The 23,480-nt window shown below is 71.7% G+C and carries 24 protein-coding genes and 1 pseudogene; 18 read left to right on the forward strand and 7 right to left on the reverse strand.

Annotated elements, in window-relative coordinates:
- Positions 1 to 220: 220 nt before the first annotated feature.
- The 3 genes from E6R18_RS16760 to E6R18_RS16770 are packed head-to-tail and all read left to right on the forward strand — an operon-like array spanning position 221 to position 2,535.
- Positions 221 to 580 carry a histidine triad nucleotide-binding protein gene (locus E6R18_RS16760; RefSeq protein WP_093708888.1) on the forward strand — a complete coding sequence of 120 codons (360 nt, stop codon included), beginning with the start codon at positions 221 to 223 and terminating at the stop codon, positions 578 to 580.
- Complete coding sequence (locus E6R18_RS16765; RefSeq protein WP_136317696.1) at positions 580 to 1,488, forward strand: ribonuclease Z; 909 nt, start codon at positions 580 to 582, stop codon at positions 1,486 to 1,488. The genes E6R18_RS16760 and E6R18_RS16765 overlap by 1 nt, the downstream gene beginning before the upstream one ends.
- A 54-nt stretch (positions 1,489 to 1,542) precedes the next feature.
- On the forward strand, positions 1,543 to 2,535 hold the full coding sequence (locus E6R18_RS16770) for an adenosine deaminase (protein WP_136317697.1): 993 nt from the start codon (positions 1,543 to 1,545) through the stop codon (positions 2,533 to 2,535).
- Here the strand turns inward: E6R18_RS16770 and E6R18_RS16775 are convergent.
- Complete coding sequence (locus E6R18_RS16775; protein ID WP_136317698.1) at positions 2,499 to 3,851, reverse strand: MFS transporter; 1,353 nt, start codon at positions 3,849 to 3,851, stop codon at positions 2,499 to 2,501. The genes E6R18_RS16770 and E6R18_RS16775 overlap by 37 nt on opposite strands.
- A 368-nt stretch (positions 3,852 to 4,219) precedes the next feature.
- Between E6R18_RS16775 and E6R18_RS16780 the strand changes: the two genes are divergently transcribed.
- From E6R18_RS16780 to era, 9 genes are all read left to right on the forward strand, one after another.
- Entirely contained in the window at positions 4,220 to 5,326 is a 1,107-nt protein-coding gene (locus E6R18_RS16780; RefSeq protein WP_136317699.1) for a PfkB family carbohydrate kinase, read from the forward strand.
- A 131-nt stretch (positions 5,327 to 5,457) separates the two neighbouring features.
- Positions 5,458 to 6,504, forward strand: a complete 1,047-nt coding sequence (locus E6R18_RS16785) for a PhoH family protein (RefSeq protein WP_136317700.1) — start codon at positions 5,458 to 5,460, stop codon at positions 6,502 to 6,504.
- Between the two features lie 9 nt (positions 6,505 to 6,513).
- Complete coding sequence (gene ybeY, locus E6R18_RS16790) at positions 6,514 to 7,011, forward strand: rRNA maturation RNase YbeY (RefSeq protein ID WP_136317701.1); 498 nt, start codon at positions 6,514 to 6,516, stop codon at positions 7,009 to 7,011.
- Positions 7,008 to 8,303 carry a hemolysin family protein gene (locus tag E6R18_RS16795; RefSeq protein WP_136317702.1) on the forward strand — a complete coding sequence of 432 codons (1,296 nt, stop codon included), beginning with the start codon at positions 7,008 to 7,010 and terminating at the stop codon, positions 8,301 to 8,303. Before ybeY ends, E6R18_RS16795 begins: the two co-directional genes overlap by 4 nt.
- Positions 8,300 to 8,653, forward strand: a complete 354-nt coding sequence (locus E6R18_RS16800) for an MmcQ/YjbR family DNA-binding protein (protein WP_136317703.1) — start codon at positions 8,300 to 8,302, stop codon at positions 8,651 to 8,653. The genes E6R18_RS16795 and E6R18_RS16800 overlap by 4 nt, the downstream gene beginning before the upstream one ends.
- Positions 8,654 to 8,741: 88 nt before the next feature.
- Positions 8,742 to 9,095 (forward strand): cytidine deaminase, encoded by a 354-nt coding sequence (locus E6R18_RS16805; RefSeq protein ID WP_136317704.1) that lies wholly within the window; start codon positions 8,742 to 8,744, stop codon positions 9,093 to 9,095.
- Positions 9,096 to 9,416: 321 nt separating this feature from the next.
- Positions 9,417 to 10,739 (forward strand): beta-xylosidase, encoded by a 1,323-nt coding sequence (locus E6R18_RS16810; protein WP_136317756.1) that lies wholly within the window; start codon positions 9,417 to 9,419, stop codon positions 10,737 to 10,739.
- Positions 10,740 to 10,834: 95 nt separating this feature from the next.
- Positions 10,835 to 11,791, forward strand: coding sequence for a DUF916 domain-containing protein (locus E6R18_RS16815; RefSeq protein ID WP_240799762.1), 957 nt, complete (start codon positions 10,835 to 10,837; stop codon positions 11,789 to 11,791).
- Positions 11,792 to 11,862: 71 nt separating this feature from the next.
- A complete protein-coding gene (era, locus tag E6R18_RS16820) occupies positions 11,863 to 12,828 on the forward strand; it encodes a GTPase Era (protein WP_136317705.1) in 966 nt (321 codons plus the stop codon).
- A 118-nt stretch (positions 12,829 to 12,946) separates the two neighbouring features.
- On the opposite strand, the gene E6R18_RS16825 is transcribed toward era, so the two are convergent.
- On the reverse strand, positions 12,947 to 13,213 hold the full coding sequence (locus E6R18_RS16825) for a protealysin inhibitor emfourin (RefSeq protein ID WP_136317706.1): 267 nt from the start codon (positions 13,211 to 13,213) through the stop codon (positions 12,947 to 12,949).
- 42 nt (positions 13,214 to 13,255) lie between these two features.
- A complete protein-coding gene (locus E6R18_RS16830; protein ID WP_136317707.1) occupies positions 13,256 to 14,332 on the reverse strand; it encodes a M4 family metallopeptidase in 1,077 nt (358 codons plus the stop codon).
- 293 nt (positions 14,333 to 14,625) lie between these two features.
- On the opposite strand from E6R18_RS16830, the gene leuA reads away from it, so the two are divergent.
- From leuA to E6R18_RS16860, 6 genes and pseudogenes are all read left to right on the forward strand, one after another.
- Positions 14,626 to 16,413 (forward strand): 2-isopropylmalate synthase, encoded by a 1,788-nt coding sequence (gene leuA / locus E6R18_RS16835; RefSeq protein ID WP_136317708.1) that lies wholly within the window; start codon positions 14,626 to 14,628, stop codon positions 16,411 to 16,413.
- Positions 16,414 to 16,652: 239 nt separating this feature from the next.
- A complete protein-coding gene (locus E6R18_RS16840; RefSeq protein ID WP_136317709.1) occupies positions 16,653 to 17,330 on the forward strand; it encodes a TerB family tellurite resistance protein in 678 nt (225 codons plus the stop codon).
- Between the two features lie 78 nt (positions 17,331 to 17,408).
- Positions 17,409 to 18,206 (forward strand): hypothetical protein, encoded by a 798-nt coding sequence (locus E6R18_RS16845; protein ID WP_136317710.1) that lies wholly within the window; start codon positions 17,409 to 17,411, stop codon positions 18,204 to 18,206.
- A gap of 49 nt (positions 18,207 to 18,255) precedes the next feature.
- Positions 18,256 to 18,483, forward strand: a pseudogene (locus E6R18_RS16850) (helix-turn-helix transcriptional regulator); the annotation flags it as partial.
- Between the two features lie 58 nt (positions 18,484 to 18,541).
- Entirely contained in the window at positions 18,542 to 19,288 is a 747-nt protein-coding gene (gene recO, locus E6R18_RS16855) for a DNA repair protein RecO (RefSeq protein ID WP_018103271.1), read from the forward strand.
- Between the two features lie 21 nt (positions 19,289 to 19,309).
- A complete protein-coding gene (locus tag E6R18_RS16860; protein ID WP_136317711.1) occupies positions 19,310 to 20,128 on the forward strand; it encodes an isoprenyl transferase in 819 nt (272 codons plus the stop codon).
- Positions 20,129 to 20,184: 56 nt separating this feature from the next.
- On the opposite strand, the gene E6R18_RS16865 is transcribed toward E6R18_RS16860, so the two are convergent.
- The 4 genes from E6R18_RS16865 to E6R18_RS16880 all read right to left on the reverse strand — a co-directional run bounded on the left by E6R18_RS16865 (position 20,185) and on the right by E6R18_RS16880 (position 23,388).
- Positions 20,185 to 20,619 carry a Fur family transcriptional regulator gene (locus E6R18_RS16865; RefSeq protein WP_136317712.1) on the reverse strand — a complete coding sequence of 145 codons (435 nt, stop codon included), beginning with the start codon at positions 20,617 to 20,619 and terminating at the stop codon, positions 20,185 to 20,187.
- Between the two features lie 65 nt (positions 20,620 to 20,684).
- Complete coding sequence (locus E6R18_RS16870) at positions 20,685 to 21,578, reverse strand: metal ABC transporter permease (protein ID WP_136317713.1); 894 nt, start codon at positions 21,576 to 21,578, stop codon at positions 20,685 to 20,687.
- A gap of 2 nt (positions 21,579 to 21,580) precedes the next feature.
- The gene (locus E6R18_RS16875; protein WP_136317714.1) at positions 21,581 to 22,363 is read right to left on the reverse strand and encodes a metal ABC transporter ATP-binding protein; all 783 of its coding nucleotides are present in this window, start codon (positions 22,361 to 22,363) and stop codon (positions 21,581 to 21,583) included.
- Between the two features lie 56 nt (positions 22,364 to 22,419).
- Positions 22,420 to 23,388 carry a metal ABC transporter substrate-binding protein gene (locus tag E6R18_RS16880; protein WP_136317715.1) on the reverse strand — a complete coding sequence of 323 codons (969 nt, stop codon included), beginning with the start codon at positions 23,386 to 23,388 and terminating at the stop codon, positions 22,420 to 22,422.
- Positions 23,389 to 23,480: the final 92 nt, after the last annotated feature.

Raw genomic sequence — 23,480 nt, forward strand, 5'->3', positions numbered from 1 at the left:
CGGTGCGGGCGTGCTGTGCCTGCGGCGGGCCTGTTCCCCTACCCGCCCCTTCCCGTAACCGGGGCGCTGCCCCGGGCCCCGCTCCTCAAGCGCCGGCGGGGCTGGATCTTGCCCGTCGACGCGGGGGTCCGGGGGCAGCGCCCCCGAAGGCGGTCGGTCCCGGGCCCGCCCGGATAGGCTGCCCCGTAACGGATCACCGAGACAGAGGAGCGCGCAAGCAATGGCAGGAGAACCGCAGCCCGACTGCCTGTTCTGCAAAATCGTCTCGGGGGAGATCCCGGCCACCATCGTCCGCGAGACCGACACCACCGTCGCCTTCCGCGACATAAACCCCCAGGCCCCCACGCACGTCCTCGTCATCCCGCGGCTGCACCACCCCGACGCCGCGTCCCTCGGTGCCGCCGAGCCGCAGGTGCTCGCCGACGTGCTGTGCGAGGCGGGGAACGTGGCCGCCGACGAGAAGATCGACGAGACCGGGTACCGCGTCGTGTTCAACACCGGGGCCGGCGCCGGGCAGACCGTGTTCCACGCCCACGCCCACGTGCTCGGCGGCCGCGGCCTGGAATGGCCTCCCGGATAGTGTCCGCGCGTGAACTCGTCGTGCTCGGGACCGCCAGCCAGGTCCCGACGCGCCACCGCAACCACAACGGCTACCTGCTGCGCTGGGACGGCGAGGGCATCCTCTTCGACCCCGGCGAGGGCACCCAGCGCCAGATGCTGCGGGCCGGCGTCGCCGCCCACGACATCAACCGGATCTGCGTCACGCACTTCCACGGCGACCACTCGCTGGGCCTGGCCGGGGTGATCCAGCGGATCAACCTCGACCAGGTCCCGCACCCGGTGACCGCCCACTACCCGGCGAGCGGGCAGCACTTCTTCGACCGGCTGCGGTACGCCACCGCCTACCGCGAGTCCGTCGAGCTGACCGAGGCCCCCGTCGCCGCAGACGGACCGCTGGCCACCACCGCCGCGTACACGCTCGACAGCCACCGGCTCTCGCACCCCGTCGAGTCGTACGGCTACCGGCTCACCGAGCCCGACGGGCGGCGGATGCTGCCCGCGAAGCTCGCCGAGCACGGCATCGCGGGACCGGACGTCGGACGCATCCAGCGCGAGGGCGCCCTCGGCGGTGTCACGCTCGGCCAGGTCTCCGAACACAGGCGCGGACAGCGGTTCGCGTTCATCATGGACACCAGGCTCTGCGACGGCGTGCACACGCTCGCGCAAGGGTGCGACATGCTGGTCATCGAGTCGACCTTCCTCCACGAGGACCGGAAACTCGCCGCCGACCACGGCCACCTGACCGCCGGGCAGGCGGCCGGGGTCGCGCGCGAGGCGGGCGTACGGCATCTCGTCCTCACGCACTTCTCCCAGCGCTACCCGGAGCCGGAGGCATTCGAGGCCGAGGCCAGGGGGGCCGGGTACGAGGGCGAGCTGACCGTCGCGCAGGATCTGACGCGGGTCCCGGTACCGAGCCGCCACCCGTAAAGCCACCTTGGAACCACCCAGCACCCAGCACCACATGCGTTAGCGAGAAACACCGTGCACCTCCCCAAAGCGGAACTCCACCTCCACATCGAGGGAACCCTCGAACCCGAACTGGCCTTCGCGCTCGCCGCGCGCAACGGCGTGACCCTGCCGTACGCGGACACCGAGGCCCTGCGCACCGCGTACCTCTTCGAGGACCTGCAGAGCTTCCTGAACCTCTACTACGCGCTGATGGCGGTGCTGCGGACCGAGGACGACTTCACCGCACTCGCCGACGCCTACCTCACCCGCGCCGCGGCCCAGGGCGTGCGCCACGCGGAGATCTTCTTCGACCCCCAGGCCCACACCGCACGCGGCGTGCCCATCGGGACCGTCGTGGAGGGCCTGGGCCGGGCGCTGGAGCGCAGCGAGGAGAAGCACGGCATCTCCACCCAGCTGATCATGTGCTTCCTGCGCGACCAGCCCGCCGAATCGGCCCTGGAGACCCTGGAGGCGGCCAGGCCGCACCTGCACCGGATCAGCGCCGTGGGTCTGGACTCCGCCGAGGTCGGCCATCCGCCCGCGAAGTTCCGCGAGGTGTACGAGGCGGCCGGGGCGCTCGGGCTGCGCAAGGTCGCCCACGCGGGGGAGGAGGGCCCGCCCGCCTACATCCGCGAGGCGCTCGACGTCCTGGGCGTGGAACGCATCGACCACGGACTGCGCTGCCTGGAGGACCCCGAGCTCGTGGCGCGGCTGGTCGCCGACCGGGTGCCGCTCACGCTGTGCCCGCTGTCCAACGTACGGCTGCGCGCCATCGACACCCTGGAGCAGCACCCGCTGCCCGCCATGATGGACGCCGGGCTGCTCTGCACGGTCAACTCCGACGACCCCGCCTACTTCGGCGGGTACGTCGCAGACACCTTCCACGCCGTCCACGAGGCCCTCGGCCTGGACCACGAGCAGCTGCGCACCCTGGCCCGCAACTCCTTCGAGGCGGCCTTCCTCGACCACGACGAGGAGCGCAGGGCACGCTACTTGTCGGAGGTCGAGGCGTACGCGTTCGACTGACCGCCCGCCGGGCCGGCCGTCCGGAACGCGCTCCTGCCCAGGCGCCTGCGCCGCAGGGCCGGGATGCTGATCTCCGTGACGGCCTGCTCGGGCGCGCCCACCTTGGGCACGGCCCCGGGCACCGCACCCGTGGTGACCGCGAGCAGGGCCGCCGGTGCGCCACCCCTGCGGCGCACCGAGCCGGGCACCAGCGGACGGCCACCGGTATGCAGCGCGACGGCCGTCACCGGCACCGCGACCAGCAGCGTCGCCGCGCCCAGGATCAGCCCCATCCCGGCGTAGCCGGCCTCCTCGGACAGCACACTGCCGAGCACCGGCCCGCAGGCCACGCCGACCGATGAGGCCGAGCCCGCCAGGACCGCCCAGCGGCCGCGTACGTCGAGGGAGGCGGCCAGGCCGATCAGGTACGACAGGACCACCGGGTAGACGGTGTTCCACAGGATCTCGCCGGTCGCGAAGGAGCGCAGGCTCCCGGCCGACGAGCTGAGCACGATGCTCCCCGCGATGACCGCGGTGCCCACGCCGATCGGCACCGCGCGCCCGAGCTTGGAGCCGAGCACCCCGGCGCCCATCACGCCGAGCAGCCCGGCGCCGAGGGCGGCGGCGAACACCGCGCCGATGGTCACCTCGGACAGCCCGACCTGGACCACGCCGATCCGGCTGCTGACGCCCCACAGCGCGTTCTGAGCCATCGACCAGACGAGCATGCCGCCCGCGAGCACCAGGCCGGAGCGGCGGTGCGGCAGCCGGCCGGCCGCGGGGACGGCCGGCCCCGAGGGGGCGGAGCCGCCGAGACGGGAGGTGGCCGGCCAGGCGAGCAGCGCGACCAGGGCGATCGAGGCGAACGGCAGCCGGTGGCCGCCGCCCAGGTGCGGGACCGTCAGGTACAGGGCGCCCGCGGTCGCCGAGACGCTCAGCAGCCCCAGGGACGAGGTGCGGTGCGGGTCGCGCTGGGCGGCGATGCCCGCCGCCGCGACGGCCGTCGCCGTACCGGAGCCGAAGCCGCCGATGACCGCGCCGGTGACCACCAGCGGCACGGAGCCGGCCAGCGCCGCGCAGCCGTACCCCACCGCGCACAGGATCAGTCCGGCCCTGGCCGGTCTGCACGGCCCGTACGTCTCCACGCGTCCCGCCAGGCTGAAGCCCGCGGAGGCCGAACTCAGCAGCAGGGCGCTGCCGACCAGCCCGGCCTGGGCCGTGCTGAGGCCCAGGTAGACGGAGAGCCGTCCCACGAGGGTGGGGAGGAGATAGGAGGCGAGGTAACCGGCGGTGAACACGGCGACCAGGGGCCACGCGGCGCGCGGGCGCGAGGACATGGGCGTTCCTGAAGACATGCCAGAGGAGGCAGGAGACAGAGGGGTGGTGCGGAGGGGGGATGACGCAGAAGGGGTGATGCGAAGGGGGTGGTGCGGAGGGGGGTGATGCTGAGATATGCGGAAATCGGTGCTTCCGTCGGATACGTCGCCAACGGTGCTCGCGGCCCAATTTGTATCAAGCGCCCCCGGCCCACCGAAAGGCGCCCTGCTGTGATCTGGGACACCTTTGTGTTTACGTCGTTCCTGGTTGGGTAACTGCGCATGTTTACGCAGGTCAGCACCGGTGAACACACGCCCGGCGCGCACGCGTCCAACGCGACCGGGAATCGGGCACACTGGCCGCAACCGCCACGACCGGGGAGTGCAAGGTGAGCGCTGACGTACCCGACATCGACCCGCTCGGCGGGCTGCGCGCACCGCAGGACCCCGACTGCGACGTCTTCCTCACCGGCACGGTCTTCCTCGACATCATCTTCACCGGCCTGGACAGCGCCCCCGTGCGCGGCACCGAGTCCTGGGCGCGCGGCATGGGCTCCAGCCCCGGCGGGGTCGCCAACATGGCCACGGCCCTGGCCCGCCTCGGCCTGCACACCTCACTGGCCGCCGCGTTCGGCGACGACCACTACGGCGAGTACTGCTGGGACGCGCTCGAACAGGGCGAGGGCATCGACCTGTCGCGGTCGCACACGGTCCGCGGCTGGCACTCCCCGGTGACCGTCTCGATGGCGTACGAGGGCGAGCGGACGATGGTCTCGCACGGCCACGAGGCCCCGGCCCTGCCCACCACCGCGTCGCCGGAGGCCCCCGCCTTCCCCCGCTACCCGCCCAGGGCCCGGGCCGCCGTCACCTCCCTCGTCCCCGGCCGCAGCGAGCCCTGGGTCGCCGAGGCCGCCGGCCAGGGGGCCCTGATCTTCGGCGACGTCGGCTGGGACGACACCGGGCGCTGGGACCTGGACGCCCTGAGCGGCCTGGAGCACTGCCACGCCTTCCTCCCCAACGCCGAGGAAGCGATGCGCTACACCCGTACCGACTGCCCCCGCGCCGCCGCGCACGTGCTGGCCGAACGCGTACCGCTCGCCGTCGTCACCCTCGGCTCCGAGGGCGCGTACGCGGTGGACGGGGCCACCGGGGCCGCCGCCGAGGTGCCGGCCATCGAGGTCGAGGCCCTGGACCCGACCGGGGCGGGCGACGTCTTCGTGGCCGGCTTCGTCACCGGGACCCTGGCCGGCTGGCCCCTCGCCGACCGCCTCGCCTTCGCCGGGCTGACCGCCGCCCTCTCCGTCCAGGAGTTCGGCGGCTCCCTGTCGGCCCCCGGCTGGGCGGAGATCGGCGCCTGGTGGCAGCGGGTGCGCACCTGCGCCGGCCAGGACCCGGCCGCGCTCCAGCGCTACGCCTTCCTCCAGGACCTGCTGCCGGCGGCCGCCCGCCCCTGGCCGCTGCGCCGGGCCGTACCCACGATCGGCTTCCGCCCGTAACCTCCCCGACCGGTACCGCCCGTGAAAACCTCTGGTGTTGTCAGTGCGGAGTCGTAGGCTTGAGGCACACGAGGTTTTCGAGCAGCGAGAACCCTGCAACGGGAGGTATGCGCAGGCCCGAGGGCCGGCCCATGACTCAGTCACCCACACAGCCGCAGGCGCGTGCCCACATCAGCATCCCGGCCGCTCACCCGATGGTGATGCTCCTGGGAGCGGGCGACTCGCTGCTGCGCGTGATCGAAGCGGCGTTCCCGGCGGCCGACATCCACGTCCGGGGCAATGACATAAGCGCGACGGGCGACCCGGCGGACATCGCCCTGATCCAGCGCCTGTTCGACGAGATGGTGCTGGTGCTCCGCACCGGACAGCCGATGACGGAGGACGCCGTGGAACGGTCGATCGCGATGCTCAAGGCCAGTGACAACGGCAAGGCGGACGGCACCGAGACCCCGGCCGAGGTGCTCACGCAGAACATCCTCTCCAGCCGCGGCCGTACCATCCGCCCCAAGACGCTCAACCAGAAGCGGTACGTCGACGCGATCGACCAGCACACGATCGTCTTCGGCATCGGCCCCGCCGGCACGGGCAAGACCTACCTCGCCATGGCCAAGGCGGTCCAGGCCCTGCAGTCCAAGCAGGTCAGCCGGATCATCCTGACCCGTCCCGCCGTCGAGGCGGGCGAGCGGCTCGGCTTCCTTCCGGGCACGCTCTTCGACAAGATCGACCCGTATCTGCGCCCGCTCTACGACGCCCTGCACGACATGCTCGACCCCGACTCGATCCCGCGCCTGATGGCGGCGGGCACGATCGAGGTCGCGCCCCTGGCGTATATGCGCGGACGGACGTTGAATGACGCCTTCATCATCCTGGACGAGGCGCAGAACACCAGCGCCGAGCAGATGAAGATGTTCCTGACCCGGCTCGGCTTCGACTCGAAGATCGTCGTCACCGGTGACGTCACCCAGGTCGACCTGCCGACCGGCACCAAGAGCGGTCTGCGCCAGGTGCAGGAGATCCTGGAGGGCATCGACGACGTGCACTTCTCCCGGCTCACCTCCCAGGATGTCGTCCGGCACAAGCTGGTCGGCCGTATCGTCGACGCGTACGAGAAGTACGACAGCAAGGGCGATCAGGACGGCAGCGGCAAGGGCCGGGGCCGCCACAACGGGAAGCAGTAGCAGCGCACCATGTCGATCGACGTCAACAACGAGTCCGGAACCGAGGTCGACGAGCAGGCGATCCTCGACATCGCCCGCTACGCGCTCGCACGCATGCGGATCCACCCGCTCTCCGAGCTCTCGGTGATCGTGGTGGACAGCGCCGCCATGGAGCAGCTGCACATCCAGTGGATGGACCTGCCCGGCCCGACCGATGTCATGTCCTTCCCGATGGACGAGCTGCGTCCGCCGGCCAAGGACGACGAGGAGCCCCCGCAGGGGCTCCTCGGTGACATCGTGCTCTGCCCCGAGGTCGCCAAGAGGCAGGGCGAGGAAGCCGAGACGCAGCACTCCATGGACGAGGAGCTCCAGCTCCTCACCGTCCACGGGGTGCTGCACCTGCTGGGCTACGACCACGAGGAGCCGGACGAGAAGGCCGAGATGTTCGGCCTCCAGGCGGCCATCGTGGACGGCTGGCGCGGTGAGCACGGGCTGACCGGCCCGTCCCCCGCCCCGACCGTCTCGTGAGCCTGCCCCTGATCCTCGGCGTGGTCCTGCTGGTCGTCGTCGGCTGGCTGGCGGCCTGCGCGGAGGCCGGTATCGCCCGTACGTCGAGCTTCCGGGCCGCCGAGGCGGTCCGCTCGGGCCGGCGCGGCAGCGACAAGCTGGAACAGGTCGCGGCCGATCCGACGCGCTATCTCAACGTGGCCCTGCTGGTGCGGGTCGCCTGCGAGATGGCCGCCGGGGTGCTCGTCACCTACGCCTGCCTGAAGGAGTTCCCGCAGACCTGGGAGGCGCTGGCCGTCGCCATCGGCGTGATGGTCCTCGTCTCCTACGTCGCGATCGGTGTCTCGCCGCGCACCATCGGCCGCCAGCACCCGCTGAACACGGCGACCGCCGCGGCGTACGTCCTGCTGCCGCTGGCCAGGATCATGGGCCCCGTCCCGCAGCTGCTGATCCTCATCGGCAACGCGCTGACCCCGGGCAAGGGGTTCCGCAAGGGCCCGTTCGCCAGCGAGGCCGAGCTGCGGGCCATGGTGGACCTCGCCGAGCAGGAGTCGCTGATCGAGGACGAGGAGCGCCGCATGGTGCACTCCGTCTTCGAGCTCGGCGACACGCTCGTGCGCGAGGTGATGGTGCCGCGCACCGACCTCGTCTGCATCGAGCGCTACAAGACGATCCGCCAGGCGCTCACCCTCGCGCTGCGGTCCGGTTTCTCGCGGATTCCGGTCACCGGCGAGAACGAGGACGACATCGTCGGGATGGTCTATCTCAAGGACCTGGTCCGCAAGACGCACATCAACCGGGAGTCGGAGGCCGATCCGGTCTCCACGGCGATGCGCCCGGCGACGTTCGTGCCCGACACGAAGAACGCCGGTGACCTGCTGCGCGAGATGCAGCAGGAGCGCAGCCACGTCGCCGTCGTCATCGACGAGTACGGCGGCACCGCGGGCGTCGTCACCATCGAGGACATCCTGGAGGAGATCGTCGGTGAGATCACCGACGAGTACGACCGCGAGCTGCCGCCCGTCCAGGCGCTGGAGAACGGCTGCTTCCGGGTGACCGCCCGGCTCGACATCGGCGACCTCGGCGACCTGTTCGGGCTCGACGAGTACGACGACGAGGACGTGGAGACGGTCGGCGGACTCCTGGCCAAGGCGTTGGGACGCGTCCCGATCGCCGGCGCCTCCTCGGAGGTCGAACTCCCCGACGGGCGGCGGCTGCGGCTGACCGCCGAGTCCCCGGCGGGCCGGCGGAACAAGATCGTCACGGTGCTGGTGGAGCCGGTGGCTCCCGAGGAGGAGGGGATCCCGGAGTGACGCCGCAGCAGCTGAGGGCGTTCTGCCTGGACTTCAACGAGAGCGTCGAGGAGTTCCCGTTCGGCCCGGAGGCGTCCGTCTTCAAGGTGCTCGGCAAGATGTTCGCGCTGAGCGCGCTGGACGCCCGGCCGCTGACGGTGAACCTCAAGTGCGACCCCGACGACGCCGTGCGGCTCCGCGAGGAGTACGAGGCGGTGGTGCCCGGGTGGCACATGAACAAGCGGCACTGGAACACCGTCACGGTGTCCGGACTGCCCGATGCGAAGCTGCGCGAGCTGATCGAGGACAGCTACGACCTGGTGGTGGCCGGCCTCCCGAAGGCGGAGCGGCTGCGGCTGGACCGGCCGTAGGGCGTGTCGCCGTAGGGCGTGTTCCGGAAATCCCGCCGGCCGGACTCCCGCGTGCCCGGGCCCGCGCCGGGCTTCGTATGCTCGGCACATGACTGAGAGCACCGACCTCGGCGCCGAGGACCGCAAGATCGTCACCCTGGCGCGCAGCGCCCGCGCCCGCAACGGTGTGCCGGAGGGCGCGGCCGTACGGGACGAGACCGGACGCACGTATGTGGCGGGGACCGTCGAGCTGGATTCGCTGAAGCTCAGCGCGCTGCGGACGGCCGTCGCGATGGCGGTGGCCAGCGGGGCGACCTCCCTGGAGGCCGCCGCGGTCGTCTCCGAGGCCGAGGCCCCCTCCGATGAGGACCGGGCCGCCGTACGGGACCTGGGCGGCGCCGACACGCCCGTGCTGCTCGCCGGGCCGGACGGGCGGCTGCGGCTCAGCGTCACGGCCGGCTGACCCGTCGTACGCGCACGGATGCCCCACACCTCATGGGCTGGTGTGGGGCGTTCGCGCGTACGGATCTTGACAGCACCTGATGGCCCATCAGTCGGCGCGGTCCGATCGCATTGACTTCTTTTCGGCCGGAGCCATCAATGGCCCCCTGCCCGGCGCGGACGAGCCGTCGCGCCGGATTCCGCGGGAGGGGGCTCCATGCGTCCAGCAAGCCGACGTGCCGACATCCGAAGATCCGGCACCCGGAGATCTTTCGTCCGAGCGGCGGCCGGTGACCGAAGGTCCGGTGGCCGATGGTCCGGCGTCCTGTGGCTCACCGGCCTGGTGGGCCGGCGCCGGGCCGCCGTGCTGGGGGCCGGGGTGCTCGTCGTCGCCGGGGGAGGGCTGCTCGCCGGGCCCGCGCAGGCCATGGCGACTGCCTCGGTGGCGGTGGACTTCCCGACCCACTGCATCCCGCCCGCCATCGCGGGCATCCCGCCGATCGACGGGACGACCTCGGCCGGGATCACCGTCGACAACGCCGCCCCGAAGGTCGGCGACACCGTCACGGTGACCTACACCGTGGTCGAACCGGCCGCGAGCAACCCGGTCGACCTCGCCCTGCCCGCCGACATCATGACGCCGACCGGCAAGGTCACCGTCGCCGGTGCGCAGTCCGGGGACGTCACGGTGACGGGCCCGAAGAAGAACGGCCCGGTGCCCGGCAAAGGCACCTTCCCGTCGTTCTCGATGACCGGCACCTTCACGGTCACCGCCCCCGGCGAGATCAGCCTCTCGCCCGGTGACTACAACATCCACACCAGCTACATCATGGAGCTGGACACGCCCTGCACGGTCACCGATCCGCCCGCCCCCGTCTCCCAGAAGATCATCGCCACCGATGGCGGCGGCCAGGTCAACGAACGGTCCATCCGGCTCGGCGCGGCCTCCGGCAAGGCAGGCGCCCCGGTCACCGTGACCGGGTCGAAGTTCACCGCGGGCGCCTCCGTCACGCTCGCCGGCCGGGCCGGGGACGCGCAGACCGGCGACACCGCGACGGTCAAGGCGGACGGTTCGGGCTCCTTCAGCGGGCAGCTCACCGTCAACGTCCCCGCCACCACCGGCGTCGTCGCCTACGAGGGCACCGGCTGGGACGCCGCCAAGGGAGCCGGGCCGCGGGCATACACCGTCACCCAGGGCGGCGGCGAGATCCCGGACGGCAGCCAGCGGCTGACCTCCTCCGTCAAGGCGGGCACCCTCTCCATGGCCCAGGCCGGGGACTCGGTGGCCCTGTCGGCGGTCGACTTCGGGCAGGGCGGCGCCTCCACCGGCGCCCTGAACACGGTGACCGTCAAGGACTTCCGCGGCGGGCCCGCGGGCTGGTCCCTGACCGGCAAGGTCACCGACTTCACGGGGCCGGGCGGGGCCGCGATCGGCGCCTCGGCGCTCGGCTGGGAACCGGCCTGCGCGACGAAGTCCGGCAGCCCCAGCACCTGTGCGGCCGGGTCGAAGGGCACGGTCGGCAGCGCGGGAGCCACCCTGGCCTCCACGCCGGACGGCACGTTCACCGGAGGCGAGTTCGCCGTGGACGCCCGGCTGACGCTGGACGTACCGGCGTTCACCGCCCCCGGCGCGTACACCGGGGTGCTCACCCTCACCCTCACCTGAGCACCCCTCGGGTGTGTCTCACCGATCGACCGGTGGGCCGGGCGCGCACCCGGCCGGCCCATCCCGCCCGAGCGTGCACCCTGGGGGCCCGCACCGTGCGTTCCAAGCTGTCCGTCCTCCTGCCGGCCCTGCTGACCGGGGCCCTGATCCTGTTCGGCGCCCCTGCCGCCGGCGCCGCCGACAACGGCAGCTGGTCGGTCTTCCCGGCCACCGCCGACGCGGGCGGGCGCCCGTACTTCTACCTGTCCGCCGACCCCGGCGCCACCCTCACCGACCGGGTGACCGTCACCAACAAGACCGGCACACCCCTGACCTTCCGGCTGTACGCGGCCGACGCCTACAACACCCCGCGCGACGGCGGCTTCGCGGTCCGCGCGCGCACCGAGCGGCAGCGTGCCGTCGGCGCCTGGGCGAAGGCGGGCCGCGACCGGGTCACCGTGAAGCCGCACGGCTCGCTCACCGTGCCCGTCACCATCCGCGTCCCCGAGGACGCCGAGCCGGGCGACCACCCCGGAGCCCTCGTCGCCCTGGACGAGCGCATCGACCCGGCCGACGCGGGCGCCGTCGCCGTGGGCATCCAGAAGGCCGTGGGCGCCCGGATCTATCTGCGGGTCAACGGTCCGACGATGCCCGCGCTCTCCGTGGACGACGTGAAGGTCGAGCACACCCAGCCCCTGATCCCGGGCACCGGCGCCTCCCGGGCCGTCATCTCGTACACCCTGCGCAACCGGGGCAACGTCACCCTCAGTCCAAAGGTCGTCCTCAAGGCGCAGGGGCTCTTCGGCCGCACCCTGCTCGCCCGGGGCCTCACGCACGTCCCCTCGGAGCTGCTGCCGCACCAGGCGGTCCGGCTCACCGAGGAGTGGGCGGGCGCGCCGCAGCTGGAGTGGGGCGAGATCAAGCTCACCGCGACCGCCCGCGAGACCCGCGAGTCCGCTTCCGTCTCGTACTTCGCGCTGCCCTGGCTGGTCGCGGGCGTGCTCGTGGCCGCGCTCGCCGGGGGCGCGGCGCTGTGGGCACGGGCCCGGCGCAGGCGCCGCCGCACCGCCTGAAGCGGGGCCCGGGGGGCCGTGGCGGGCGCCTCGGTGCCCCGCGGCCCCCGCGATCGGGGACAATGGGCGCCATGAGCGCTCGACCTAACCCTGAAGCCGCTGCGCGGCAGGCTGAGAACACCGACCCCCACCGGGCCGGTTTCGCCTGCTTCGTGGGACGTCCCAACGCGGGCAAGTCCACCCTGACGAACGCTCTGGTCGGCCGGAAGGTGGCCATCACGTCCAACCGGCCGCAGACGACCCGGCACACCGTGCGCGGCATCGTGCACCGGCCGGACGCCCAGCTGATCCTGGTCGACACCCCCGGCCTCCACAAGCCGCGCACCCTGCTGGGCGAGCGGCTCAACGACGTCGTGCGCACCACGTGGGCCGAGGTCGACGTCATCGGCTTCTGCCTGCCCGCCGACCAGAAGCTCGGCCCCGGCGACAAGTACATCGTCAAGGAACTCGCGGGCATCAGGAAGACGCCCAAGATCGCGATCATCACCAAGACCGACCTGGTCGACTCCAAGCAGCTCGCCGAACAGCTGATCGCCGTCTCCCGGCTCGGCGAGGAGCTCGGCTTCGAGTGGGCGGAGATCATCCCGGTCTCGGCCGTCAAGGACCAGCAGGTCGAGCTGCTGGCCGACCTGATCGCCCCCCTCCTGCCCGAGGGCCCGCCGCTCTACCCCGAGGGCGACCTCACCGACGAGCCGGAGATGGTGATGGTCGCGGAGCTGATCCGCGAGGCCGCGCTCGAAGGCGTACGCGACGAGCTGCCGCACTCCATCGCGGTCGTCGTCGAGGAGATGCTGCCGCGGGAGGACCGGCCGGCGGACAAGCCGCTGCTGGACATCCACGCCAACGTCTACATCGAGCGCCCCAGCCAGAAGGGCATCATCATCGGCCCGAAGGGCAAGCGGCTGAAGGAAGTCGGCACCAAGTCCCGCAAGCACATCGAGGCCCTGCTCGGCACACCGGTCTTCCTCGACCTGCACGTGAAGGTCGCCAAGGACTGGCAGCGCGACCCGAAGCAGCTGCGGAAGCTCGGGTTCTGAAGCCCGGGTTCTGAAGCCCGGGTTCTGAAGCCGGGGTTCTGAAGCCCGGCTCTGACGTGCTTCAGCCCTGGCCTGCCTCCGCCCCCGTCTCAGCCCCGCCCGCTCGCGCCCGCCCCTCTCACGCGCCCTCCTTCAGGACGCGTGAGATCAGGGCGCGCTGGGCGTCGGTGAGGCGCGGGTCCGCGCAGTGCACGGTCCGGCCGTCGACCGTTATCCGGTAGCTGAAGCCGTCCGGCACGCCCCTGGGCGCGGCATCCTGGCCCTCGGCCAGTGCCGAGCCGGCCAGGGCCTCCCACTCCTGGGCGTCGGCCAGTCCGGAGGTGTCGATCTCGCGGTGGCGCGCGATGCCGGCGAAGCCGCCGGTCCTGCTCACCTGGATCCGCATGTGCTGTCCTTCCACGACGGACGGGCCGGTCGGTGCGGGTGCCTAACTGGTCGGAACGCCCACCTCCGACCATGCCTTGAGGACCGCCTCGACCTCGTCGCCGTCGCCGAAGCGGCTGCGTGCCGCCGCCACGGTCAGGCGGGCGAAGTCGGCGAAGTCCGCGTCCACCGCCAGTTCACCACCTGTGAGCACATCGAACCAGAGCTGGCCCGCCCGCTCCCAGGAACTGCCGCCGAGCGCGGTCGCCAGGAGGTAGAACGCGCGGTTGGGGATGCCGGAGTTGAGGTGCACCCCGCCGTTGTCGTCGCCGGTGTGGACGTAGTCGTCCATGGAGGCGGGCTGCGGGTCCTTGCCGAGCACGTCGTCGTCGTACGCCGTGCCGGGTGCCTTCATCGAGCGCAGCGCCACGCCCTGGACCCGGGGTGCCAGCAGTCCTTCGCCGATCAGCCAGTCCGCCTGCGCGGCGGTCTGGCCCAGCGAGTGCTGCTTGACGAGGGAGCCGAAGACGTCCGAGACCGACTCGTTGAGCGCGCCGGACTGGCCGTAGTAGCTCAGGTTGGCCGTGTACTGCGTGAGGCCGTGCGTCAGTTCGTGGGCGATCACGTCGATGGCGACGGTGAAGTCGAGGAAGATCTCGCCGTCCCCGTCTCCGAAGACCATCTGCTCGCCGTCGAAGAAGGCGTTGTTGTACTTCTCGTCGTAGTGGACGGAGCCGATCAGCGGCAGGCCGTGGCCGTCGATGGAGCGCCGGCCGTAGGCGCTGAGCAGCAGTTCGAAGGTGGCGCCGAGGCCCGCGTACGCGCGGTTGACGCTGGCGTCGGACGTCGGGTCCTCGCCCTCGGCGCGGACCTTGGTGCCCGGCAGGTCCGTGCCGTGGCGGCAGTCGTAGAGGGTGCGGTCGGGTTTGGCGGACCGGTCGTCGTCCGGCTCGGGTGCGGCGGTGGGCCGGGCGACGGTGGTCATCTGCCGCCGGGTGCGCCGGGCGGCGTCGGACTGCAGGGTGCGGCGGGCCGGGTCCGAGAGGATGGGGTCGTCTGACTGGGACAGTTTGTCGAGGAGGTGGGGCGGAACGATGGTGCAGAAGACGGGGTGGAACCCCTGCTGGAATCGAGGCTGCATACACACGACTGTGGCAGTGCGTAAGCGCAATGTCACTGGTTGCAACCGCGATTGACGAAATAGAGTGATTGGGCACTGTTGGGTGTTTCAGCCGCTCGATCCCGCATACTGATACAGCACCGACGTCTCGGGCGCCCCTCGGCTAGTCTCGACGCATCATGCGTTTCGGGCTGCTTCTTCTTAGCTGCCGCGGCGAGGGCCTGTAGTCGTAGGCCGACCCCCTCCCCGCGGAGTCTGGTGTTGCAGTGACACAGTCGGCCGTCCCGTAGAAGGACCCCGAGGAGCCCTACGCCATGACCGAAGTGAATCCCGCGCAGACCCCCGCCTCGAACGCCGTCGGCCGCCCCACGCCGATCACCAACGCCACGGTGCTGCAGAAGCCGTCCGGGATGCCGGTCCACAAGTACGGCCGCTACGAGGCCGTCGACATCCCCGACCGCACGTGGCCCGAGAAGCGGATCACCAAGGCTCCCCGCTGGCTCTCGACCGACCTGCGCGACGGCAACCAGGCCCTGATCGACCCGATGTCGCCGGCCCGCAAGCGCGAGATGTTCGACCTGCTCGTACGCATGGGCTACAAGGAGATCGAGGTCGGCTTCCCGTCCTCCGGCGAGACCGACTTCGCGTTCGTCCGCTCCATCATCGAAGAGGGCGCGATCCCCGAGGACGTGACGATCTCCGTCCTGACGCAGGCCCGCGAGGAACTGATCGAGCGCACCGTCGAATCGCTGCGCGGCGCCCACCGCGCCACCGTCCACCTGTACAACGCGACCGCCCCCACCTTCCGCCGCGTGGTCTTCCGCGGCACCCGGGACGAGGTCAAGCAGATCGCCGTGGACGGCACCCGGCTGGTCATGGAGTACGCCGAGAAGATCCTGGGAGACGAGACGATCTTCGGCTACCAGTACAGCCCGGAGATCTTCACCGACACCGAACTGGACTTCGCCCTGGAGGTCTGCGAGGCGGTCTGCGACGTCTGGCAGCCCGAGGAGGGCCGCGAGATCATTCTCAACCTGCCCGCCACCGTGGAGCGTTCGACGCCGTCCACGCACGCGGACCGGTTCGAGTGGATGTCGCGCAACCTGTCGCGCCGCGAGTTCGTCTGCCTGTCCGTCCACCCGCACAACGACCGCGGCACCGCCGTCGCCGCCGCCGAACTGGCCCTGATGGCCGGGGCGGACCGGATCGAGGGCTGCCTGTTCGGCCAGGGCGAGCGCACCGGCAACGTCGACCTGGTGACGCTGGGCATGAACCTGTTCTCGCAGGGCGTGGACCCGCAGATCGACTTCTCGCAGATCGACGAGATCCGCCGCACCAGCGAGTACTGCAACCAGATGGAGGTCCACCCGCGCCACCCCTACGCGGGCGACCTGGTCTACACCGCCTTCTCCGGCTCCCACCAGGACGCCATCAAGAAGGGCTTCGACGCCATGGAGGCCGACGCGGCCGCCCGGGGCAAGACCGTGGACGACATCGAGTGGGCGGTCCCGTACCTGCCGATCGACCCGAAGGACGTCGGCCGCTCCTACGAGGCGGTCATCCGGGTCAACTCGCAGTCCGGCAAGGGCGGTATCGCATACGTCCTGAAGAACGACCACAAGCTGGACCTGCCGCGCCGGATGCAGATCGAGTTCTCCCGGATCATTCAGGCCAAGACCGACGCCGAGGGCGGCGAGGTCACGCCGACGCAGATCTGGAGCGTGTTCCAGGACGAGTACCTGCCCAACCCGGACAACGCCTGGGGCCGCGTACAGATCCGCTCCGGCCAGAGCACGACCGGTTCCGACGGCCGCGACACGATCACCGTCGAAGCGACCGTGGACGGCGCGGACACCGTGCTGACCGGCACCGGCAACGGCCCGATCTCCGCGTTCTTCGAAGCGCTGCAGGCCATCGGCATCGACGCCCGGCTGCTGGACTACACCGAGCACACCATGAGCGAGGGCGCGAGCGCGCAGGCCGCCTCGTACATCGAGTGCGCCATCGACGGAAAGGTCCTGTGGGGCATCGGCATCGACGCCAACACCACCCGGGCCTCCCTGAAGGCGGTCGTCTCGGCCGTCAACCGCGCCACCCGCTGATCCGGCGCCCGAAAGAGCCCGAAGTCGTACGGTCCGTGAACCCCGTCCACCCGCTTCCGGGGGGCGGGGTTCGGCCATCTCCGGACGGTTGTGACAGGCGAGGTGCTGACGGCGCCACGGGGATGTGGTTAACATCACGTTCACACGGCAATGATGCCGAGGGGTACCTCCCGCGACCTTGGGGCCACGGGGGAGTTACGGAGGTGTGCGACGTGCGGTCAGCCCTGGGACAACGCGCCATGAAGCTGCGTATCTGCGGCACCCGCACGCTGTGGGACGCCGTGGGCGACGGGGAGTTCTTCTGCCCCGGCTGCGGAGGCGACCGCAACTACCGCCGTCTCACCGGGCGTCGCCGCTTCGCCGTGCTCGGCGTGCCGCTGGTGCGGCGCGGCACCACGGGCCCGGTCGTCGAATGCGCCGCCTGCCACCAGCACTTCGAGCCGGAGGCGCTCGACCACCCCACCACCACCCGGTTCTCCGCGATGCTCAGGGACGCCGTGCACACCGTGGCCCTCGGCGTCCTCGCGGCCGGCGGCAGCACCTCCCGTACGGTCCTGGAGACCGCCGTCGAGACCGTGCGCGGCGCCGGCTTCGAGGACTGTACGGCGGAGCAGCTCGCCACCGTCGTGGAGGTCCTGTCCGCCGACATCGGCCACGGCTCCGCGTTCGACCCCGCGGCCGAGGCATGCGGCGCGGCCCTCGCCATCGAGCTCCACGAGGCGCTGGAACCGCTCGCCCCGCACCTCGCCCCCGCCGGACGTGAATCGATTCTGCTGCAGGGCGCCCGGATCGCCCTCGCCGACGGGGCGTACAGCCCGGCCGAGCGCGAGGTGCTGACCACGGTCGGCGGGGCGCTGCGGCTCCGCGCCGAGGACACCGCCCGCCTCCTCGCCGCGGCGGCGCGTACGCCCTCCTGACGCTCCGGACCCGCGCCCCGGTAGATTGGGTCCCTTCGGACGGCGCAAGCCCCCGGAGCCCTGATTGCGAGCTCCCCGATGAGCCCCGAGCAGACCGGCGCACGCCTGCGCCTCGCCGCCGCGCTGGACCACCTGAGCGTCACCTTCGCCGGTATGACCGCCCGCCCCGACGAGCACAACTGCGAGTGCCACTGGGGCGGCCCCGAGGAGCTGGCACAGCTCAAGACGCCGGACACCGCGCTCGACCCCGACCTGCTGCGGCGCAGCTGGCAGGCCCCGGACTGGACCGACCACGGCGCCGTGCTGCGCCGCATCCTGCCGCAGTTCGCCCGCGCCCTCGCCGGCGGTCTCGACGACGCCTGGCCGGCGGACGTCGGCCGCTCGTTCTCCCTCGGCCGCTGGCAGGAGTGGCCCGACGCGCAGGCCGCGGCGGTCCGGGAGTTCCTGCACGCCTGGTGGGCGTCCACCCTGAGCGAGCCGGACCCGGTGGTGCCTGCGCACGACGTCCTGACGACGGTCATCGAGGCGTCCGCCACCGCCGGGCCCTGGCTCGCCGCCTGGGAGGCGCTGACCGGACCCCCGGCGGACGGTCACCTGGCCGGCCTGGTCGCCGCGTGGGAGTGGGAGCTGCTCGGGGACCAACTGCCCTGGACCGCCTGGGACAACGAGGACGAGATCCGGGCCGCGCTGACCGCCTGGCTCGTCCGGTACGCCCCCGCCCGGCTCCGCGCCCACGGCGCACCGGCGGAACTCATCGACCGGATACGGCTGCTCGGCCTCGCCGCCGACCGCTGGGACGACCCCCACTGGGACCGCTTCCCCCACGGGCCCGCCCGGCCGCAGGCCCCCACCGCCCCGGTACGCCCCGGGGAGTAACCGGAGCGCCGCACCCTTCCCGGAAGCCCCCGCCGGGCCGGGCCCCGGCGCCCTGGGCAGGCTCTCCGAGCGCGAGCGCCAGGTCCTCGCCCTGGTCGCGCGCGGCCTCAACAACGCCGGGGTCGCCGAGAGCCTCGGCCTCAGCCCGCTCACCGCCAAGACCCACGTCAGCCGGATCATGGGCAAGCCAGGCGCCCGCGACCGGGCCCAGCTGGTGATCGTCGCCTACGAACCGGGGCCGGTCGGGCCCGCGGGCGGCGGCGCGGCGGGGCACTGACCGGGCCGGGGCACGGGGGCCGGCCCCGCGTGTCGGTGGCGTACCGGACAATGGACGCATGAGCTTGTTCCGGGACGACGGCGTGGTGCTGCGCACGCAGAAGCTGGGCGAGGCCGACCGGATCATCACGATACTGACCCGGGGCCACGGCCGGGTGCGGGCCGTCGCGCGCGGCGTGCGCCGCACCAAATCCAAGTTCGGGGCCCGGCTGGAGCCGTTCTCCCACGTGGACGTGCAGTTCTTCGCGCGCGGCAGCGAACTGGTCGGACGCGGGCTGCCGCTCTGCACCCAGAGCGAGACGATCGCCCCGTACGGTGGTGGAATCGTCACCGACTACGGGCGCTACACCGCGGGCACCGCGATGCTGGAGACCGCCGAGCGCTTCACCGACCACGAGGGCGAACCCGCGGTCCAGCAGTACCTGCTGCTGGTGGGCGGGCTGCGCACGCTGGCCCGGGGCGAGCACGAGCCGCACCTGATCCTGGACGCCTTCCTGCTGCGTTCCCTCGCCGTCAACGGCTACGCTCCCAGCTTCGACGACTGCGCGCGCTGCGGGCTGCCAGGACCGAACCGTTTCTTCTCCGTCGCGGCGGGCGGCATCGTATGCGGCGACTGCCGGGTGCCCGGCAGCGTCGTACCCTCGGCGGAGGCCGTCGCCCTGCTGAGCGCCCTGCTCACCGGCGACTGGGAGACGGCGGACGCGTGCGAGGCGCGTCATGTCAGGGAGGGGAGCGGGCTGGTGTCCGCCTATCTGCACTGGCATCTGGAGCGCGGGCTGCGTTCACTGCGGTACGTAGAGAAGTGACACAGGGAGACTGAGAAGCTCATGGCAGTACGCGGGATGCTCGGCGGCCGTAACCGGCGCGACTACAAGACCCCGGAGCCGCACCCGTCCGGTGCCACGCCCCCGAAGATCCCCGGTGAGCTGGTGCCCAAGCACGTCGCCGTGGTGATGGACGGAAACGGCCGCTGGGCCAAGGAGCGGGGCCTGCCCCGCACCGAGGGGCACAAGGTCGGCGAGGGCGTCGTCATGGACGTGCTCAAGGGGTGCATCGAGATGGGCGTCAAGAACCTCTCGCTGTACGCCTTCTCCACGGAGAACTGGAAGCGGTCCCCGGAGGAGGTGAAGTTCCTCATGAACTTCAACCGGGACGTCATCCGCCGCCGCCGTGACGAGATGGACGAGCTGGGCATCCGCATCCGCTGGGTGGGCCGCATGCCCAAGCTGTGGAAGTCGGTCGTCCAGGAGCTCCAGGTCGCCCAGGAGCAGACCAAGGACAACGACAGGATGACGCTGTACTTCTGCGTCAACTACGGCGGCCGGGCCGAGATCGCGGACGCCGCGCAGCGGATCGCGCAGGACGTCGCCGCCGGGCGGCTCGACCCGTCGAAGGTCAACGAGAAGACGTTCGCGAAGTACATCTACTACCCGGACATGCCGGACGTCGACCTGTTCGTGCGGCCCAGCGGCGAGCAGCGCACCTCGAACTACCTGATCTGGCAGAGCGCCTACGCCGAGATGGTCTTCCAGGACGTGCTGTGGCCGGACTTCGACCGCCGTGACCTGTGGCGGGCCTGCCTGGAGTTCGCCCAGCGCGACCGCCGGTTCGGCGGCGCCGAAGAGGCCGCCGCCTCCGGCAGCTGAGCAACGGGCTCGGCGGGGGCGTACGTGCTGTACGCCTACGCCGGGCCCGGATCACTTCACTTCTCGCCGCTCGCGCAGTCCGCGCACGTGCCGAAGACCTCGACCGTGTGCGCCACGTTCACGAAGCCGTGCTGTGTCGCGATGGTCTCCGCCCACTGCTCGACCACCGGGCCCTCGACCTCGACCGCCTTGCCGCACATCCGGCAGACCAGATGGTGGTGGTGCTCGCCGGTCGAGCAGCGCCGGTAGACGGATTCGCCCTCCGTGGTGCGCAGGACGTCCACCTCGCCGGCGTCGGCCAGGGACTGCAGGGTGCGGTAGACCGTCGTGAGGCCGACCGAGTCGCCCCGGTGCTTGAGAACGTCGTGCAGCTCCTGGGCGCTGCGGAACTCGTCCACCTCGTCGAGCGCCGCCGCCACGGCCGCCCGCTGCCGGGTCGACCGGCCGCGGACCGGAGCCGCGTTCGTTCCACTGATCGGCGCCGTCGCCACAGGAGCCTCCTCGTGTCGCCCGTACATCTGTCGGGCCATTGTGCCAGCCCGCCCCGTCCGGGGGATCAGACTCGGGCGTCGTCCGGTGCCGGGCGGGCCGCCGGTACTTCCAGGGTGCACCGCTCCGTCTCGGTTTCGCCGCGCCGGGCGCGGCTGCGGGCCAGTGGGGCGGCGAGCAGGGTCAGGGCGACGAAGACCCCGATGGCCAGCAGCACGATCGTCGCGCCGGGCGGGACGTCCTGGTAGTACGAGGTGATGGTGCCGGCCAGGGTGACGCCGACCCCGATGACGACGGAGAGCACGAACGTCACCTTGAAGGACCGGGTGATCTGCTGCGCGGCGGCGACCGGCACCACCATCAGGGCGCTGACCAGCAGCAGCCCGACGACCCGCATCGCGACGGTGACGGTGACCGCGGCGGTGACCGCGACCAGCAGGTTCAGCACGCGCACCGGCAGGCCGGTCACCCGGGCGAACTCCTCGTCCTGGCTGACGGCGAACAACTGCCGCCGCAGCCCCACGGTCACCAGCAGTACGAACGCGGCCAGCAGCGAGATCGCGGTGATGTCCTCGGAGGAGACCGTGGACAGCGAGCCGAAGAGGTACGAGGTGAGGTTGGCGTTGGAGCCGGTGTCGGAGAGGTTGATCAGCAGGACACCGCCCGCCATGCCGCCGTAGAAGAGCATGGCCAGCGCGATGTCGCCGCGGGTGCGGCCGTACCAGCGGATCAGCTCCATGACGACCGCGCCCGCGACGGCGACGGCGGTGGCCATCCAGACCGGGCTGGTGGAGAGCAGGAAGCCGAGGCCGACGCCGGTCATGGCGATGTGGCCGATGCCGTCGCCCATCAGGGCCTGCCGGCGCTGCACCAGGTAGATGCCGACGGCGGGCGCGATGACGCCGACCAGTACGGCGGCGAGCAGGGCCCGCTGCATGAAGGGAGGGTTGAGGAATTCCATGGTCAGCTCAGCAGTCCCGTCCGGACGGGCTCGGAAGCCGCGTGGGGGTGTACGTGGTCGTGGCCGGGCAGGGCGTGCTGCCCGACGGCCTTCGGGGGCGGCCCGTCGTGCATCACACAGCCGTCGCGGAGCACGACCGCCCGGTCGATCAGGGGCTCCAGCGGGCCCAGCTCGTGCAGGACGAGGAGGACGGTGGCGCCGGCCGCGACCTGCTCGCGCAGGGTGTCGGCGAGGATCTCCTGGCTGGCCAGGTCGACGCCCGCCATCGGCTCGTCCATGATCAGCAGCTCGGGCTCGGCGGCGAGCGCGCGGGCGATCAGCACGCGCTGATGCTGGCCGCCGGAGAGGGCGCTGACCGAGTCCTTGGCGCGGTCCGCGAGGCCGACGAGCTCGATGGCCCGGTCCACGGCGGCGCGGTCGGCCCTGCGGGGCAGGCCCAGCCGGGTGCGGGACAGCCGCCCGGAGGCGACGACCTCGCGGATCGTGGCGGGCACGCCGCCGGCGGCCGTGGTGCGCTGGGGCACGTAGCCGACCCGGGCCCAGTCGCGGAAGCGGCGCAGCGGGGTGCCGAAGAGCTCGACGGTGCCGCCGCTCAGGGGGACCTGGCCGATGACGGAGCGGACGGCGGTGGACTTGCCGGAGCCGTTGGCGCCGAGCAGGGCCACGACCTCGCCGCGGCGCACGGTCAGGTCGATGCCGCGCAGCACGGGGCGTGCTCCGAGGGTGGCGGTGGCGTCGCGGACGACGATCACGGGTTCGGGGGTGGGGTTCTGGGGCTCGGGCATGAGCGCCTCCGGTGCTGCTGCGCGGTTCGGGCCGATACGGGCGGTGCTGTCGTCGCTCACTTCGCGCCGAGTGCCGTGCGCAGGGCGGCGAGGTTGGACTTCATGACCTCGATGTAGTCATCGCCCTTGGACTTCTCGGTAATTCCCTCCAGCGGGTCCAGGACGTCGGTCTTCAGGCCGGTGTCGCCGGCGACGGTCTTCGCCGTCTTGTCGCTGGCGAGGGTCTCGAAGAAGACGGTGGTGACCTTCTTCTCCTTCGCGATGGAGTGCAGGGCGCTGATGCGGGCGGGGCTGGGCTCGGCCTCGGGGTCGATGCCGGCGATGCCCTCCTGGGTGAGGCCGTAGCGCTCGGCCAGGTATCCGAAGGCGGAGTGGGTGGTGATGAACGTCCTGGTCGCGGTGTCCTTCAGCCCCGTCCGGTACGCGGTGTCGAGCGCGCCGAGCTCCTCGACCAGGGCGGCGGTGTTCTCGCGGTAGTCCGCGGCGTGGTCCGGGTCGGTCTTCTCCAGGGACTTGCCGACTCCCTTGGCGACCTCGGTGTACTTCACCGGGTCCAGCCATATGTGCGGGTCCGCGCCGGCGTCTTCGCCCCCGTGATCGTGGTCGTGCTCGTCGTGGCCGTGCTCCTCGTCGCCGACCTCCGTGCCGTGGTCCTCCAGCGTGGTCAGCGTCGTGACGTCGAGGGCGTTCGGGGATTCGGAGAGCTTGATCGCGTCGTCCACGGCGGGCTGGATGCCCTTCAGGTAGAGGATGAAGTCGGCGTCGCTGAGGCCGCCGGTCTGCCGTGGGCTGAGCTCCAGGTCGTGGGGTTCCATGCCGGGCTTGGTCAGGGTGGAGACGGAGACGTGGTCGCCGCCTATGCGCTCGGCCAGGAACTGCATCGGATAGAAGGACGCCACCACGTTCAGCCGGTCGCCGTCCTTGTGGCCGGAGGTGCCGGACGTCGAGCAGGCGGAGAGGGCGGTGAGACCGAGGACGGCTGCGCCTGCGACGGCGGCGGCGGGTATGAGGCGGCGTACGTTCATGACAGTCATTTTCAACAAAAGTGGAAACGATTGTCAACAAGCGGGTTGAGGTGGGGAGCGCGGTGAGGGATGAGCGGCGGGCGAAGGCGTCG

It is taken from the genome of Streptomyces sp. A1277 (assembly GCF_004795015.1).
In the GTDB taxonomy this organism is placed as follows: domain Bacteria; phylum Actinomycetota; class Actinomycetes; order Streptomycetales; family Streptomycetaceae; genus Streptomyces.